Genomic DNA, 14,980 nt, shown 5'->3' on the forward strand with positions numbered 1-14,980 from the left:
AGGACATATGCGCCAGGCCGCCATCGCCCCGCCCTACGCCACCGAACGTCCCGCCGCCCGGCCAGCACTGCGGCCGGAAAAGATGCAGCCGCCGAGAAATGTGCCTTCGAGCGCCGCATAGCCATGCACGCCGCCGCCGCCGAAGCCGGCGGCCTCGCCCACGGCATAAAGTCCCACAACTGGCTGGCCGTCGGCGCCAAGCACCCGGCTGTCGAGATCGGTCTGCAGGCCGCCAAGCGTCTTACGGGTCAGGATATTGAGACGCACCGCGATCAGCGGGCCATTCGCAGGGTCGAGCATCTTGTGCGGTTTGGCCGTGCGGATCAGCCGGTCGCCGAGATAGGCGCGGGCGGCGCGCAGCGCGATGACCTGCATATCCTTGGAGAACGGATTGTCGAGTTGCCGGTCGCGGGCACGGATCTCGCGCTCGACTTGCGCGGCGTCCAGCAGCGGCTCGCCGCCGGCCAGCACATTCATGCGCGCCACCAGTTTCGAAAGGCCGGCTTCGACGATGAAATCCTCGCCCTTCTCCATGAAGGCTTTCACCGGCCCCGGAATGCCTGAGGTCGCGCGGCCAAGCACCTGGCGCCAACTTTTTCCGGTCAGGTCCGGGTTCTGTTCGGAACCCGACAGCGCGAACTCCTTCTGGATGATCTTCCTGGTCAGGATGAACCAGGAATAGTCGAAGCCGGTGCCCATGATGTGGCTGAGCGTGCCCAGCGTATCGAAGCCGGGATAGAGCGGCACCGGCAGACGCTTGCCGCGCGCATCGAGCCACAGCGAGGATGGTCCGGGCAGGATGCGGATCGCATGATCGGTCCAGATCGGCGCCCAGTTCCTGATGCCCTCGACATAGTGCCACATGCGGTCGGGGTTGATGATCGAGCCGCCGGCCTGTTCCGTGATCGCCAGCATGCGGCCATCGACATAGTCGGGGACGCCGGTGATCATGCGCTTCGGCGCCGAGCCCAGCCGCTGCGGCCAGTTTTCCCGCACCAGCTGATGGTTGCCGCCGATGCCGCCGGAAGCGACGATCACCGCTTGCGCGTGAAGCTCGAAATCGCCTGATATTTCGCGCGAACTCTTGTGGCCGCGCTCGACGGTGCTCGGCTCGAGGATGTCGCCGCGCACGCCGTCGACAACCGCGCCGGTGCGGGTCAGTTCGTTGACCCGGTGACGGAACTTGAGGCTGATCAATCCACGCTTCTGCGCCTCGCGCACGCGCTGTACGAACGGTTCGAGCACGCCGGGGCCGGTGCCCCAGGTGATGTGAAAGCGCGGCACGGAATTGCCGTGGCCGATGGCATTGCCGCCGCCGCGTTCGGCCCAGCCAACCACGGGAAAAAACTTCAGACCGCGCTCAATCAGCCAGGAGCGCTTTTCACCAGCAGCGAAGCCAACATAGGCCTCGGCCCATCTGCGCGGCCAGAAATCTTCCGGCCGGTCGAAAGCGGCGGTGCCCATCCAGTCCTCGAGCGCGAGGTCATGGGAATCACGGATGCGCATGCGCCGCTGTTCGAGCGAGTCGACCAGGAAAAGCCCGCCGAAAGACCAGAATGCCTGCCCGCCCAGCGACTGCTCCGGCTCCTGGTCGACAATGATGACTTTCTTGCCGGCCTCGGCAAGCTCGGCGGCGGCAACCAGCCCGGCAAGGCCGGCGCCGACAATGATCACGTCCGCGTCGTCAGCCATTTTCCCTCCCGGAATTAGCCGGCTAACGCAATTCCAGGAAAAGTATAAGCGGTTTTCCGTCCGGAATTGCGTCGAACAAAGAGTCAGACGGTCTCCCAGCCATCCTTGCCGCCGGCACGGAAGATGGCGTCGATGACCTTCTGGTTGAGCACCGATTCCTCCAGCGTGAAGACACGCTCCTTGCCGCCAAGCGCTGCGCGCGCGAAGGTCTCGACCTCCAGCCTGTACTGCTGCGTGCCGGGGAAGCGGAACACCTGTGCCTCGGTGTGGTTCTGGTTGTGCAGCTCAACGCGGTGATGGTCGTAGAGCCCGGCGTTGAACGGGGAAAACACTTCGATGAAGCCTTTCTCGCCGTGAAATACCATCACCTGGCGCGCAGCCATCTGCGTCGACAGATAGAAGGACAGTTCGAAGTCACCGAAATCGGTACGGATCGAGGAATAGATGTCGGTGCCGAATTTTTTGTCGCGTTCGATCGTCGCCTGCACGCGCAGCGGCTCCTTGCCGGTTGAGAAGCGCGTCGACACCGTCGGATAGACGCCGATATCGGGCAGCGCGCCGCCGCCGAGATCGAGCTGGTTGCGCATGTTGTTGGGGTCGACATTGTAATAGGAAAACGCGCCCTGCACGTGGCGCAGCCGGCCGATGGCACCGCCGGCGATGAGATCGCGAACCTTGATCCACTGCGGATGGTAGATGACCATGAAGGCCTCGCAGACCAGCACCTTCTTCTGGTCGCGCAGCTTGATCAGCGGCAGGATGTCCTTGGCGTCGAGTGCCAGCGGCTTTTCGACCAGCACATGCTTGCCGGCTTCGATGGCCTTGGCCGTCCATTCGACATGCTGCGATGTCGGCAGCGGGATGTAGACGCCGTCGACCTCATTGGAGGCGAGCAGTTCCTCATAAGAGCCAAACGCATGCCGCGCGCCGAAACGCTCGCCCAATGCCTTGGCCCTTGACAGGTCGCGGCTCGCAATCGCCGACAGCACGCCATTCTCCGCCTCGACGATTGCCGGCAACAACTGCTCGCGGCCGATCTTGGCCGTCGACAACACACCCCATCGGAACATCGCGCTTCTCCCTATCGGTTACATCGATGGAGGTGTGCCCCAATTCCGGAGAAAAGCCAATCGCAGACGCGGGTCACAAAGCGCCTTCGTCATCCTCGGGTCTGCGCCGCGTCGCTTCGCTCCTTGCTTCGCCCTAGGATGATGAACCCAAGCAGGCGGGCTTGGAACTAGCCTCTCTTGCCCGTCAGCGTCATGTTGAAATCGACGACGTTGGAGTAGAGCGGCGTGCCGACATCCATGCCGTAGCGCGACCTCAGCACCTTGCCGGTGACATGGAATTTTATCGTACCGGCCTTCAACCCATCGAGTTCGGCGGTGAACTTTTCCGGAAACGTCTTGCCGCGCGCCGTCAGCCTGCCTGTGACAAGGGCTGATGTGTCGCCGGTGCGGGTCACGCTGGTCGAGTGGAACTGGATCTCCGGGCTGTTGGCCGCATCGAACACCGCGTCGGAGCGCAGGAAGGCATCGATGCGGCCCTGGCCGGTGCCGACGCTTTCCGGATAGATGATGAGGTCGACTTTCGAGCGCCCGACGTCACCATTGTCGATGCGGATCGTGCCTTTGAAGCGGGCGAAGGCGCCATCGAAGCCGCCGCCACCGGCCTTGCCTATGGTGAAGCGGATGCTGGAGCCTGCCGGAACGATCGTGTAGCTGCCCGCGGCGTCGCTCAGCGCCACCGCGGCAGTGGCGGGCACGGCTAGGCATGCGGCAAAAGCCGCGAATCCAAGGATGCGCGCATGCATGGGATTGTTCCTTTCCTGGAGGTTACGCGTTTCGCGTCCTCACCCCACAAACGCGCGAACCGCCCGTACTATTCCCTGCCTGACGAAGGTGTGATCATGCGCGTGAGCACACTGTCGCGCAGCAGGAAGTGGTGGCGCAGGGCGGCGGCGACATGCAGTGCCACCAGCGCGATGCCGGCATAAGCGAGATACCAGTGCGTTGCCGCCCAGAAGCTCTCCGCAGCGTCGGACTCCGCCAAAGGCAGATCGGGCATCACGAACAGGTTGAACGGCATGGTCGGGATTTCCAGCGTCGAGACCGAAACCAGCGCCCAGCCCGACAGGGGCAAGGCGATCTGGAAGGCATAGAGCGCGAAATGCGCGAGCGGCGCCGTGCGCCGCTCCAGGGCGCCGACCGAAGGCGGCAAGGGCGGTGCCGCATTGCCGAGCCGCCAGCCGATGCGCAGGATGACGAGGCCCAGCAGCAGGAAGCCCAGGGATTTGTGCAACTGGATGAGTTCGAAGGCCGTTCGCTGGCTCTGGGTCCTCACCATCACGAAGCCGAGCACGAACTGGCCGATGAAGATGATCCCGATCAGCCAGTGGAGGATGATCGTTGTCCAGCCATATCGGGTCGCGCTGTTGGTGATTGAAAACTGCATGGGACATAAACGAATAGCAGTGTGCGTTTCTTCCAGCCCGCCCTTCACCGTCCCCACAAGGGGCCTACAAGGGGGAAGGGTGGTCACCACGGCACCACCTCAATCTCCGGCCACATCTCCCGCGCCCGTTTGCCCTTAGCCTCATGCGTTCGCTGGTTGTCCATCACCTTGTTCGGTGTGATGCGGAACGAGAAGATGTCGTCGAGACCGAATGGCGCCACGAGATCGAGTTGCCCGTCCGCATCAAAGCGCACACCCACCGCATGCGTCTTCGAGGCGAAGTAGCTGACCGATTCACTTGAGCTCGTGTAGCGCGGGCAAAGCTGGCCGAATTTCTGCGGATACCACAGATGCACCCGCGCCTGATTGCGCACCTCCACCGGCAGCGCCAGCCCTTCGAAATGCCGTGCCGCTCGGCGAATGACCACGTCCTCGGCTTCGTAGGACAGGTCGCTGTCTTCGAAATAGAACAGGTCGACATCCCTTATCCCGTAGCCGGACGGCATGCCGGTCAGATGGTTCCAGACGCTGTTGTAAAGCGCCCCAGAAACCACCAGCCAGTCCGGCAGCACAAGCGTGCGCACCTGCGCCAGCGTTTTGGCCAGCAGCGGATCAGCCGCTATGATGGCGAAAAAAGCCGTGCGTTGTTTCTCGAACGGCAGCCCGGAATAGCGCAGATGGTCCATCGCCCTTTGGAGGGCGATTCGCCATCTGCCCGCAAGTCTCACCCCCGCAGCACGCCGCCCGTCTGCTTGCCGACATTCTCGACGATGCGCTTGGCCAGCGTCTCGAAATCCTCGTCGGTCAGCGTCTTTTCGACCGGCTGGATCGACACCTCGATGGCAATCGACTTCTTGCCCTCGCCGAGCGACGCGCCCTCGAAGATGTCGAATACCGAGACACCTGAGATCAGCTTCTTGTCGGCGGCGAGTGCCGCGCGCACCAGCGTGCCGGCCTCTACTCCTCTGTCGACGACGAAGGCGAAGTCGCGCTTCACCGTCTGGAAGGCGGAAAGCTCGAGCTTCGGCTTGGTCTTCGTCGGCTTGGCCTTGGGCTCGGGAACGGCGTCGACGAACACTTCGAAGCCGCAGAGCGGCCCGGAGACATCCAGACCTTCCATCGTCTTGGGATGGAACTCGCCGAACGTGCCGAGCACGGTCTTCGGTCCGAGCTTGATCGTGCCGGAGCGGCCGGGATGGTACCAGGCCGGACCGCCGGGCTCGATCTGCAGCCGCTCGATCGGCGCACCGCAGGCTTCGAGTGCCGCGATCGCATCGGCCTTGGCGTCGAACACGCCGACCGGGCCGGAATTGCCGGCCCAGTTGCGGCCCGAGCCGTCGAGCTTGGCGGTGCCGCGCCGCACGCCGGCGGCCACGCGCCGCTGCTGTTCGGCGCCGTCGCCCTCATAGGTGCCCGACACCTCGAACAGCGCCACGTCGCCAATGCCCCTGTCGGCGTTGCGCTGTGCGGCCGTGATCAGTCCCGGCAGCAGCGACGGCCGCATGTCGGACATGTCGGCGGCGATCGGATTGGCGAGTTTCAGCGCCGTCTGGCCACCGCCGAACAGCTCGGCATGCTTGGCCGGAATGAACGACCAGGTGACGGCCTCCATCATGCCGCGCACGGCGAGCGCCCGCTTGGCCGTGCGGGTGCGGACCTGCAGTGGGGTCAGGATCTTGCCGTTGACGACGTCATGCGCGCCGAGCGGCTGCGGCGCGATGTTGTCGACACCGTGGATGCGCATCACTTCCTCGACAAGATCGGCGTTGCCGTCGACATCCGGCCGCCAGGACGGCACTTTGACCTTGACGACGTCGCCCGAGCCCTGCGGCTGGAAACCAAGGCGGGTCAGGATGTCGAGGCTTTCCGCCTTCGGCACCTCGATGCCCGTCAGGCGCTTCACTTCCGACAGCGGGAACGACAGGATCTTCGGCTTGTGCCCGGCATAGCCGGCCACTTCCATTTCCGTCGGCGTGCCGCCACAGAAATCGAGCACCAGCCTGGTCGCGAGCTCGATGCCAGGCACCATGAATTCGGGATCGACGCCGCGCTCGAACCGGTAGCGGGCGTCGGAGATGATGCCGAGCGTGCGGCCGGTGCGGGCGGTGGCGATCGGGTCCCAGAGCGCGGACTCGATCAGCACGTCGGTGGTGTTCTCGTCGCAGCCGGAATGCTCGCCGCCCATGATGCCGGCGATCGATTCGACGCCATTGTCGTCGGCGATCACGCACATCTCCGGCGTCAGCGTGTATTCGCGCCCGTCGAGCGCCAGCACCTTTTCGCCCTCCCTGGCGCGGCGCACGACGAGATTGCCAGCCACCTTCGCCGCGTCGAACACATGCAGCGGCCGGCCGCGGTCGAAAGTGACGTAGTTGGTGATATCGACCAGCGCGCTGATCGGTCGGAGGCCAATGGCGATCAGGCGCTGCTGCAGCCATTTCGGCGACGGGCCGTTCTTGACGCCCCTTACCATCGTCAGTGCGAAGCCGGGGCAGAGTTCCGGCGCTTCGATCGTCACCTTCACCGGACACAGCCCCTCGCCGACATGCGGCATGATCGCGCCACCCACGAGCCGTCCGAGACCGCTCGCGGCGAGATCGCGCGCGATGCCGTAGACGCTGGTGGCGTCCGGCCGGTTCGGCGTCAGGTTGATCTCGATGACCGGATCATCGAGATGCGCATAGGCGGCGAAGCTGGTGCCGACCGGCGCATCTCCGGGCAGGTCGATGATGCCGTTGTGCTCGTCGGACAATTCCAGCTCGCGTTCGGAACACATCATGCCGTGGCTTTCGACGCCCCTGATCTTGCCGACGGTCAGCGTCACGTCGATACCGGGCACATAGGTGCCGGGCGCGGCGAAGGCGCCGATCAGGCCCGCGCGCGCGTTGGGCGCGCCGCAGACCACTCGGACGGGGGCCTTGCCGTCGCCCGTATCGACGGTCAGCACCCGCAGCCGGTCGGCGTCGGGATGCTGCACTGCGCTCAACACCCTGGCGATGACGAATGGCTTCAGGCTGGACTTGTCGTCGACATGCTCGACTTCGAGGCCGATCGACGTCAGCCGCTCGACGATCTCATTGAGCGAGGCGTCGGTCTCGAGGTGATCCTTGAGCCAGGAGAGGGTGAATTTCATTGTACTGTTCCGTAAGCTTTGGCAGCAGGGATTTCTTGGCTCGTCACGGGCTCAGGCCCCCGAACAGCGTCGGCATGTCGAGCGGCCGGAAGCCATAATGCGACAGCCAGCGCACATCGGCGTCGAAGAAGGCGCGCAGGTCCGGCATGCCGTATTTCAGCATGGCGATACGGTCGATGCCCATGCCCCAGGCAAAGCCCTGATACTCGTCCGGATCGAGCCCGCCGGCGCGCAGCACGTTGGGGTGCACCATGCCGCAGCCCAGGATCTCCATCCAGTCGGTGCCTTCGCCGAAGCGCACTTCGCCGGGCCGCGAGCGGTCGCACTGGATGTCGACCTCGAGACTTGGTTCGGTGAACGGGAAGAAGGACGGCCGGAAACGCATCTTCACGCTCGGCACCTCGAAGAAGGCCTTGCAGAACTCCTCCAGCACCCACTTCATGTTGGCGACGTTGGCTGATCTGTCGATCACCAGCCCCTCGACCTGATGGAACATCGGCGAGTGGGTGGCATCGGAATCCTGGCGATAGGTCTTGCCCGGAATGACGATGCGGATCGGTGGCTTCTGCCGCTCCATGGTGCGGATCTGCACGGGCGAGGTGTGGGTGCGCAAAAGCTTGCGCTCGCCCTTCTCGTCCAGCTGGAAGAAGAAGGTGTCGTGCATCTCACGCGCCGGATGGCCTTCGGGGAAATTCAGCGCGGTGAAATTGTAATAGTCGGTCTCGATATCGGGACCTTCGGCGATGGCGAAGCCGAGATCGCCGAAGATCGCCGCGATCTCGTCGATGACCTGGCTGATCGGATGGATGCGGCCGCGCTCGGCCGGCGACTGCCGCACCGGCAGCGTCACGTCGACCTTTTCGGCGGCGAGGCGGGCGGCGATCGCCACATCCTTGAGTTCGGCCTTGCGAGCCGTGAGCGCCTCGGTGATGCGGTTCTTCAGGCCATTGATCGCCGGTCCTTTCACCTGCCGTTCCTCGGCGCTCATCGCGCCGAGTGTCTTCAGCATTTCGGAGACCGAGCCCTTCTTGCCGAGGGCGGCGACACGCACGGCCTCGATCGCCGCCTCGTCGGCAGCCGAGGCGATGTCGGCCATCAAGGAAGCTTCAAGGGTTTCAAGATTTCCAGCGGTGGCGTTCACGGCGAAATTCTTTCTATTCGGTGGCAGGCGTTAGCGTGCGTTACGATTTTGGTTACGCGGGTGCCATTTTGGTTACATCAGGGGCCAAAAAAGAACCCGCGCCAGCCGTGCCAGCGCGGGTTCCCCAAATCAAGTGTCGAAAGTGCTTGGGAAGCGCTGGTCTTAAGCGACAGCGCTTTCAAAAGCGTTCGGCGTGGTGTTCTTCAGATATTCGAGCGCCACCTTGGCCTTGGCGACCAGGGCTGCGAAAGCCTGCGGCTCGTGGATGGCCATGTCCGACAGGATCTTGCGATCGATCTCGATGCCGGCCTTGTTGAGACCGTCGATGAAGCGGCCATAGGTCAGGCCGTGCTCATGGGTCGCCGCGTTGATGCGCTGGATCCACAGCGCGCGGAACGAGCGCTTGCGGTTCTTGCGGTCGCGGTAGGCGTACTGCAGCGACTTTTCCACCGCCTGCTTGGCGATGCGGATGGTGTTCTTGCGGCGGCCGTAGAAACCCTTGGCGGCTTTCAGGACCTTCTTGTGCTTGGCGTGCGAGGTGACGCCTCTCTTTACGCGTGCCATGTCATGATCTCCTTAAAAGCAATTCCAGGAAAAGTGTGTTGCGGTTTTCCGTTCGGAATTGCGTCAAACAAATGCGTGTCCAGACCGAATGCCTTAGAGGCCGTTCGGCAGAAAATTCTTGATGACCTTCTTGCCATCCGGTTCAGCCAGAACCATCGTGCCGCGGGCATTTCTAATGAACTTGTTGGAACGCTTGATCATGCCGTGACGCTTGCCGGCCGCAGCCGACAGGACTTTACCCGTACCTGTGATCTTGAACCGCTTTTTGGCGGCCGATTTGGTCTTCATCTTGGGCATTTTGCTACTCCGTATTGTTGGCGCACTATCGCGCTTCTTGTTCGCTCCGGGCCGACCAAAGCCCGAAAAGCAAATGAAACCGCCACGGCATGCCCTGCCGGGCGGTTTTCTTGAACGGCGGTCCTATACGTCAAAGAAGGCCCGTGCGCAACACCCGACACATTCACTCGCCAAAGCTATCGCTTCAGTTTGGATCCCTTCCGAGTGCTGGCGCTGCCCCTCACCTGCCTGCCGGCATCCTCTCCCTGTATAGTGACGGGGAGAGGGGGCGCCCTCGCCGATGTTTTCGCTAATCTTCTACGCTGCGGAATAAGCGCGACGCCACAACTGCTCTTTCTCCCCGTCACTATACGGGGAGAAATGCCCGGCAGCGCAATGAGGGGCAGCGTCAGCTTCGGCGATAGTAGTCCCGGGTCGTGACAATTCTGCTTGCCGACCACGATTGAGACCGAAATGCCCTAGAAATCAGGGAAGAGTGAACCACACCGGCAGCATGCCCGACTGCTGGGCGCCGTCGATCAGTTCGAAGGCTGGCAAGGCAATCAGGAACACCAGCCCATCGAGCAGCGTGGTCAGCAGCAGGCGCGGCTTGAAGCTGCCGGTATCGCCCTCCTGATAGAGGGAAAGGTTCGGGAAGAAGCGTGGCACCTTTTCCAGATAGGCCTGGTAGGGCGCTCCAAGTGCTTCCTTGAGGAATTTCTCCTCGCGCAGGATGACGATGTGGAAGGCACCCGCGCACAGAACCGCGAACAGGATGACGCCGGAGAACGAGCCGATCTGCGCGCCGACGCCGGCCGCAGCCACGGTCGAGAACACATAGAGTGGATTGCGGGTGATCGAGTAGGGCCCGCCGGTCACCACCTCGGAAGATTTGCGCCCGCCTATATAGAGCGTCGCCCAAAGGCGCCCGACAATGCCGAGGAAAATCAGCAGCACGCCGAACATTTCGATCGATTCATGCACCGGCGTGTCGGGCGGGAAGGTCGACTGACCAAACAGCAGCGCAAGAAACAGCACCACCACCAGCACGGCAAGCACCAGCCTGCGCATCTGCTGGTAGTTGCCCAGCCCGTATTTCGGTTCATTGTCCAAGGGAGGTATCCGATCGTCGAGGAGCCTATCGCCTGCCGCCCAAAAAATGAACTCGGGTTTGGGAGAACGACAGGCATAAAAACAAAGCCGGCGATCGCGGCTGTGGCCAAGAAACAGGCGTCCCGCCGATCGTCGGGACGCCTGTAGCACAATTCAGGCGAATTTGGAGCGCGACGGCCACGCCTAACCTTAACGTGATCTGAGCCGGGTTCCGCAAAGTGTCGCACGGTGCGATGAGGACCTGCGACAACCAAAGAAACCTGAGCAGACGACGTCCGGCGAAGCGAGCGGAGCCTGCTTAGCGTGGCGCCAGCACCATCATCATCTGGCGGCCTTCAAGCTTCGGTTCCGCCTCGACCTTGGCGATAGCAGCGACTTCCTCGCGCACCTTGTTCAGAAGCTGCATGCCGAGTTCCATATGCGCCATCTCGCGGCCACGGAAGCGCAGCGTCAGCTTGACCTTGTCGCCTTCCTCGAAGAAGCGGCGCACCGCCTTCATCTTGGTCTCGTAGTCATGGCTGTCGATGTTCGGGCGCATCTTGATCTCCTTGATCTCGATGACCTTCTGATTCTTGCGCGCCTCGGCCGCCTTCTTCTGGTTGGCGTATTTCAATTTGCCGAGATCGAGAATCTTGACGACGGGCGGCTGTGCGTTGGGCGATATTTCGACGAGATCGAGCCCTGCCTCTTCGGCGAGTAGCAATGCGTCGTTGATGGAAACGTCGCCACGGTTCTGGCCTTCGGCGTCGATAAGCTGGACCCGGGGAACCCGGATGTCACGGTTGGAGCGCGGGCCATCCTTGGTGGGCGCCGCTGCTTTGAAAGGTCTGCGAATGGTCGTGGTCTCCTTGGCCGTTTCGTTCAGGGTTCGTACAAAACTGTATGTGGACGCGCCAATGTGGGAAGCGCGCGGGCGGAGTCAATAGCACAGCGTTCTCAGGAAATCACCTGATCAAGAGCCTGTACCAAGCAAAGAAGCATCGCGAGCACTTTCCGCCTCACCTGTGGCTGTGCCAAAAGACCGGAGCCCAGAGACCGGAGCCAGTCAACCAGGACCGATCGATAACCCATGACCGCCACCGCCCCCACTTTTCTGGACGTCGATGGATCGCGCATCGCGGTCCGCCATACATCCGGCGCCACACCCGGCATTGTCTGGCTCGGCGGCTACAAGTCCGACATGCTGGGCACGAAAGCCGAGACGCTGGCCGGCTGGGCGGCGAGGGAAGGCCGTGCGTTTTTGCGCCACGATTATTCGGGCCATGGCGAATCCGGCGGCGCCTTTGCCGACGGCACGATTTCGAAATGGCTGTCGCAAAGCCTCGCCGTGTTTCGGCATTTCACCAAGGGCAACCAGATCCTGGTCGGCTCGTCGATGGGCGCCTGGATCGCGCTGCGCATGGTGCAGGAACTACGCAAGGCCGGGGACACAAATATCGTCGGCCTGGTGCTTTTGGCGCCGGCGCCGGATTTCACCAGTGAGCTGATCGAGCCGGTGCTGACCGAGATGCAAAAACGCGACCTCGCCGAAAAAGATTTCTTCGCCGAGCCGTCCGACTACTCCACCGAGCCCTACATCTACACCAGGGCCCTGATCGAGGACGGGCGCGACAACCGGGTGATGACCGGGCCGATCGACACGCATTGCCCGGTCCATATCCTGCAGGGCCTTGCCGATCCCGACGTACCGTCGAGCCATGCGCTGAAACTGGTCGGGCTGCTGCCGGCCGACGATGTCACGCTGTCGCTCATTCCCGACGGCGACCACCGCCTGTCGCGGCCGCAGGACCTCGACATGCTGGTACAGGCGGTGGGTGACATAGCCGGACGAGGCAAATGACGATGCGCCTTTCCATCCCGGTCTCCGCCTTTGTCGCGGCAATCGTCGGCTTCGGCGGCACGCTGGCCATCGTCATTGCCGCCGCCAAGGCGGTCGGCGCGACACAGGTTCAGACGGCGAGCTGGGTGACGACCATTTGCCTCGCCATGGCGATCGAAAGCCTGTGGCTGTCGTGGCGCACGAAAATGCCTGTGATCACCGCCTGGTCGACGCCAGGCCTGGCGCTGATGGCGGCATCGAGCGGCTTTTCGATCGGCGAGGCCGTCGCCGCCTTCATCGTCACCGGCATCCTGTTGACCGCCACCGGCCTGTTCCGGCCGTTGACGCAGCTGATCTCCAGGATACCGCCCTCGGTCGCTTCCGGAATGCTGGCCGGCATCGTCGTCACCTTCGCCCTCAACGCGGTCAAGACTGTTCCGGTGGATCCGTGGCTGATCCTGCCGTTGATCGCGGCCTTTTTCATCATCCGCCTGTTCAACCCGGCGCTGTCGGTTCTGGCGGTACTGATCGGCGGCGGGCTGGCTGCTTTTCTCACTGGCCGTGTCGGCGGCCTGCCCACCCCCGAATTGTCGACGCTGACGCTGATCGCGCCTGATTTTACCGTCAAGGCGATGATAGGTCTGGCACTGCCGCTCTACCTTGTCACCATGGCCTCGCAGAACCTGTCGGGTCTCGCCGTGCTGCGCGCCGCCGGCTACCATCCCGAACCCGGTCCGCTGATCGGCGTCACCGGTCTGTTTTCGCTTCTGTCGGCACCGTTCGGCGGGTCGACCACCAATCTGGCGGCGATCTCGGCCGCGATCTGCACCGGGCCGGATGTCCATCCCGACCCCGCCGAGCGCTGGAAGACCGGCCCCTTCTACGCGCTTGCCTATCTCATCTTCGCGATCTTCGGCGCGTCGCTGGTGGCGATCTTCGCCGTCCTGCCGCAAAGCCTGATCGTGTTGGTGGCGGGACTTGCGCTGATGGCCTCGCTTGCCAACGCGCTGGCGATCGCGCTCAAGGACGAGGGCGAGCGCATGGCCGCCACCGTCACCTTTGCCGTCACCGCTTCCGGGCTGACATTGTTTGGCGTAGGTGCTGCTTTCTGGGGGCTGATCGCGGGGCTGACCGTGCTTTTCCTCGATATGCTCAAAAAGAGACAATCATTTCAGAAGCTTGTCCGGTTTTAGCGGACATTGTCTTGAATCGCTGTTTTTGCCTTCCCATTTCGATTCCACGCAGCCGGTCCTGGCTGTCTCCAACCGAAGGAATGGGAGAAAATGAACACATCTGCATTGATCCGCCCGGCCTGGACGCCGGCAACCATCGCGTTGATGGTGATCGGCTTCATGGTGTTCTGGCCGCTCGGCTTCGCCATGCTCGCCTACATCATCTGGGGCGACCGGCTTGAAGGCTTCAAGCGTGACGTCAACCGCGTGACCGACGGCATCTTCGCCGGCTGCCGCCGCGGCTCCGACAAGGCCGCGCGCTGGGGCAATGGCTCCGCCCGCACCGGCAATGTCGCCTTCGACGACTGGCGCGAAAAGGAGCTTGAGCGCCTCGCCGAGGAACGCCGCAAGCTCGACGACATGCTGGCCGAATTCGACGATTATGCCCGCGAATTGCGTCGTGCCAAGGATCAGGACGAGTTCGATCGCTTCATGGCGAACCGCAACAAGTCGACTGCTCCGACCAAGGCCGACCCGAGCGCCGGAACGTCGACCGCCAAGCGTGGCAAGGGCTCGAACCTGCTCGACGACTGAAGCCGCGCGACAGGCTGAGGTATGATGACGGCGTCGCGCAAGCGGCGCCGTTTCTTTTTTGTTCTATTCGTTTTTCCCGAATCGCGTATCGTCCCGCCATGACCCTCGGATTCTTTCGCAATCTGACAAAGCCTAAGCCGACGCCCGTCGTCGAGCGTGAACATTGCGTCGCCGGCCGCACATTGCCGCTCAAGATCGTCGAGAGTGCCAGGGCGCGACGTCTGACGCTGCGCATCGATTCCGGTGGCCAGGGCCTGCGCATCACCGTTCCGCCTGGCCTGCGCCGTGGCGAGGTGGAGCGGTTCCTCGACCGCCATCAGGACTGGCTGGAGCAGCGGCTGGCCAAGGTGCCGACGCGGCCTCAGGTACGGCCCGGCATCAAGATCCCAGTTCGGGGCGTGCCGCACCGCATCGTCCATGAACCGTCAAAGCGCGGCACCGTCACCGTGTCGCGCGACGAGCGCGGCCCGCTGCTGATCGTGCACGGCGAGCGTGTGCACCTCCCGCGCCGTATCGCCGATTTCTTGAAGCGCGAGGCCAAGAAGGAGATCGAAAAGCTAGTGGTCAGGCACACCGAGGCGCTTGGCAAGCGCGCCAAGGCGATCCGCTACAAGGATACGTCAAGCCGCTGGGGCTCCTGCACCTCGGAAGGCAATCTGTCCTTCTCCTGGCGTATCATGATGGCGCCATCACCGGTGATAAACTACCTCGTCGCGCACGAGGTGGCGCATCTGAAAGAGATGAACCACGGCCCGAAATTCTGGAAACTATGCGAAAAACTTTGCCCCGATACTGACCGTTGCAAGGATTGGCTGAAGCGCAATGGCGGCGCCCTGCAGGCGATCGTGTTCGAATAGGGCGCTAGCGCAAGCGTTCGGGATTGGCGAACCCATCTCAATTTCGTCATCCTAGGGCGGAGCAGGAGCGGAGCTCCGTCGCGAAGACCCTAGGTGTTTAGTCCCGGCATTTGATGGACCGGGTCGAGTCTGAACCGTTCGGGCTCTTTTTTCCAGATTTTGCAG

15 protein-coding genes are annotated in these 14,980 nt (G+C 62.9%); 4 read left to right on the forward strand and 11 right to left on the reverse strand.

Annotation, left to right across the window (positions count from 1 at the left end; genetic code table 11):
• Window positions 1–33 precede the first annotated feature (33 nt).
• The 11 genes from FJ548_RS09670 to infC all read right to left on the reverse strand — a co-directional run bounded on the left by FJ548_RS09670 (window position 34) and on the right by infC (window position 11,208).
• On the reverse strand, window positions 34–1,692 hold the full coding sequence (locus FJ548_RS09670) for an FAD-binding dehydrogenase (RefSeq protein ID WP_140777728.1): 1,659 nt from the start codon (window positions 1,690–1,692) through the stop codon (window positions 34–36).
• Between the two features lie 83 nt (window positions 1,693–1,775).
• A complete protein-coding gene (locus FJ548_RS09675; RefSeq protein ID WP_140777729.1) occupies window positions 1,776–2,762 on the reverse strand; it encodes a Gfo/Idh/MocA family oxidoreductase in 987 nt (328 codons plus the stop codon).
• Between the two features lie 167 nt (window positions 2,763–2,929).
• A complete protein-coding gene (locus FJ548_RS09680) occupies window positions 2,930–3,505 on the reverse strand; it encodes a YceI family protein (RefSeq protein WP_140606666.1) in 576 nt (191 codons plus the stop codon).
• Window positions 3,506–3,573: 68 nt separating this feature from the next.
• Window positions 3,574–4,146 carry a cytochrome b gene (locus tag FJ548_RS09685; RefSeq protein ID WP_140606667.1) on the reverse strand — a complete coding sequence of 191 codons (573 nt, stop codon included), beginning with the start codon at window positions 4,144–4,146 and terminating at the stop codon, window positions 3,574–3,576.
• 83 nt (window positions 4,147–4,229) lie between these two features.
• Entirely contained in the window at window positions 4,230–4,832 is a 603-nt protein-coding gene (locus tag FJ548_RS09690; RefSeq protein WP_140777730.1) for a nucleotidyltransferase family protein, read from the reverse strand.
• 38 nt (window positions 4,833–4,870) lie between these two features.
• A complete protein-coding gene (gene pheT, locus FJ548_RS09695; protein WP_140777731.1) occupies window positions 4,871–7,279 on the reverse strand; it encodes a phenylalanine--tRNA ligase subunit beta in 2,409 nt (802 codons plus the stop codon).
• A gap of 43 nt (window positions 7,280–7,322) precedes the next feature.
• On the reverse strand, window positions 7,323–8,375 hold the full coding sequence (gene pheS / locus FJ548_RS09700) for a phenylalanine--tRNA ligase subunit alpha (RefSeq protein WP_246678602.1): 1,053 nt from the start codon (window positions 8,373–8,375) through the stop codon (window positions 7,323–7,325).
• A 207-nt stretch (window positions 8,376–8,582) separates the two neighbouring features.
• Window positions 8,583–8,984, reverse strand: a complete 402-nt coding sequence (gene rplT, locus FJ548_RS09705) for a 50S ribosomal protein L20 (RefSeq protein ID WP_006201247.1) — start codon at window positions 8,982–8,984, stop codon at window positions 8,583–8,585.
• 93 nt (window positions 8,985–9,077) lie between these two features.
• The gene (gene rpmI / locus FJ548_RS09710) at window positions 9,078–9,281 is read right to left on the reverse strand and encodes a 50S ribosomal protein L35 (RefSeq protein ID WP_006201248.1); all 204 of its coding nucleotides are present in this window, start codon (window positions 9,279–9,281) and stop codon (window positions 9,078–9,080) included.
• Between the two features lie 465 nt (window positions 9,282–9,746).
• On the reverse strand, window positions 9,747–10,373 hold the full coding sequence (locus FJ548_RS09720; protein ID WP_140766839.1) for an isoprenylcysteine carboxylmethyltransferase family protein: 627 nt from the start codon (window positions 10,371–10,373) through the stop codon (window positions 9,747–9,749).
• A 298-nt stretch (window positions 10,374–10,671) separates the two neighbouring features.
• Window positions 10,672–11,208 (reverse strand): translation initiation factor IF-3, encoded by a 537-nt coding sequence (gene infC, locus FJ548_RS09725; protein ID WP_140606671.1) that lies wholly within the window; start codon window positions 11,206–11,208, stop codon window positions 10,672–10,674.
• A 234-nt stretch (window positions 11,209–11,442) separates the two neighbouring features.
• Here infC and FJ548_RS09730 point away from each other — a divergent pair, with 234 nt between their 5' ends.
• From FJ548_RS09730 to FJ548_RS09745, 4 genes are all read left to right on the forward strand, one after another.
• A complete protein-coding gene (locus FJ548_RS09730; protein ID WP_140777733.1) occupies window positions 11,443–12,213 on the forward strand; it encodes an alpha/beta hydrolase in 771 nt (256 codons plus the stop codon).
• A gap of 2 nt (window positions 12,214–12,215) precedes the next feature.
• Entirely contained in the window at window positions 12,216–13,385 is a 1,170-nt protein-coding gene (locus FJ548_RS09735; RefSeq protein ID WP_140777738.1) for a benzoate/H(+) symporter BenE family transporter, read from the forward strand.
• Between the two features lie 90 nt (window positions 13,386–13,475).
• Entirely contained in the window at window positions 13,476–13,958 is a 483-nt protein-coding gene (locus tag FJ548_RS09740; protein ID WP_140777734.1) for a DUF2852 domain-containing protein, read from the forward strand.
• A 98-nt stretch (window positions 13,959–14,056) separates the two neighbouring features.
• A complete protein-coding gene (locus tag FJ548_RS09745; RefSeq protein ID WP_140777735.1) occupies window positions 14,057–14,815 on the forward strand; it encodes a M48 family metallopeptidase in 759 nt (252 codons plus the stop codon).
• Window positions 14,816–14,980 lie beyond the last annotated feature (165 nt).

It is taken from the genome of Mesorhizobium sp. B2-4-17 (assembly GCF_006441275.1).
Classification (GTDB): domain Bacteria; phylum Pseudomonadota; class Alphaproteobacteria; order Rhizobiales; family Rhizobiaceae; genus Mesorhizobium.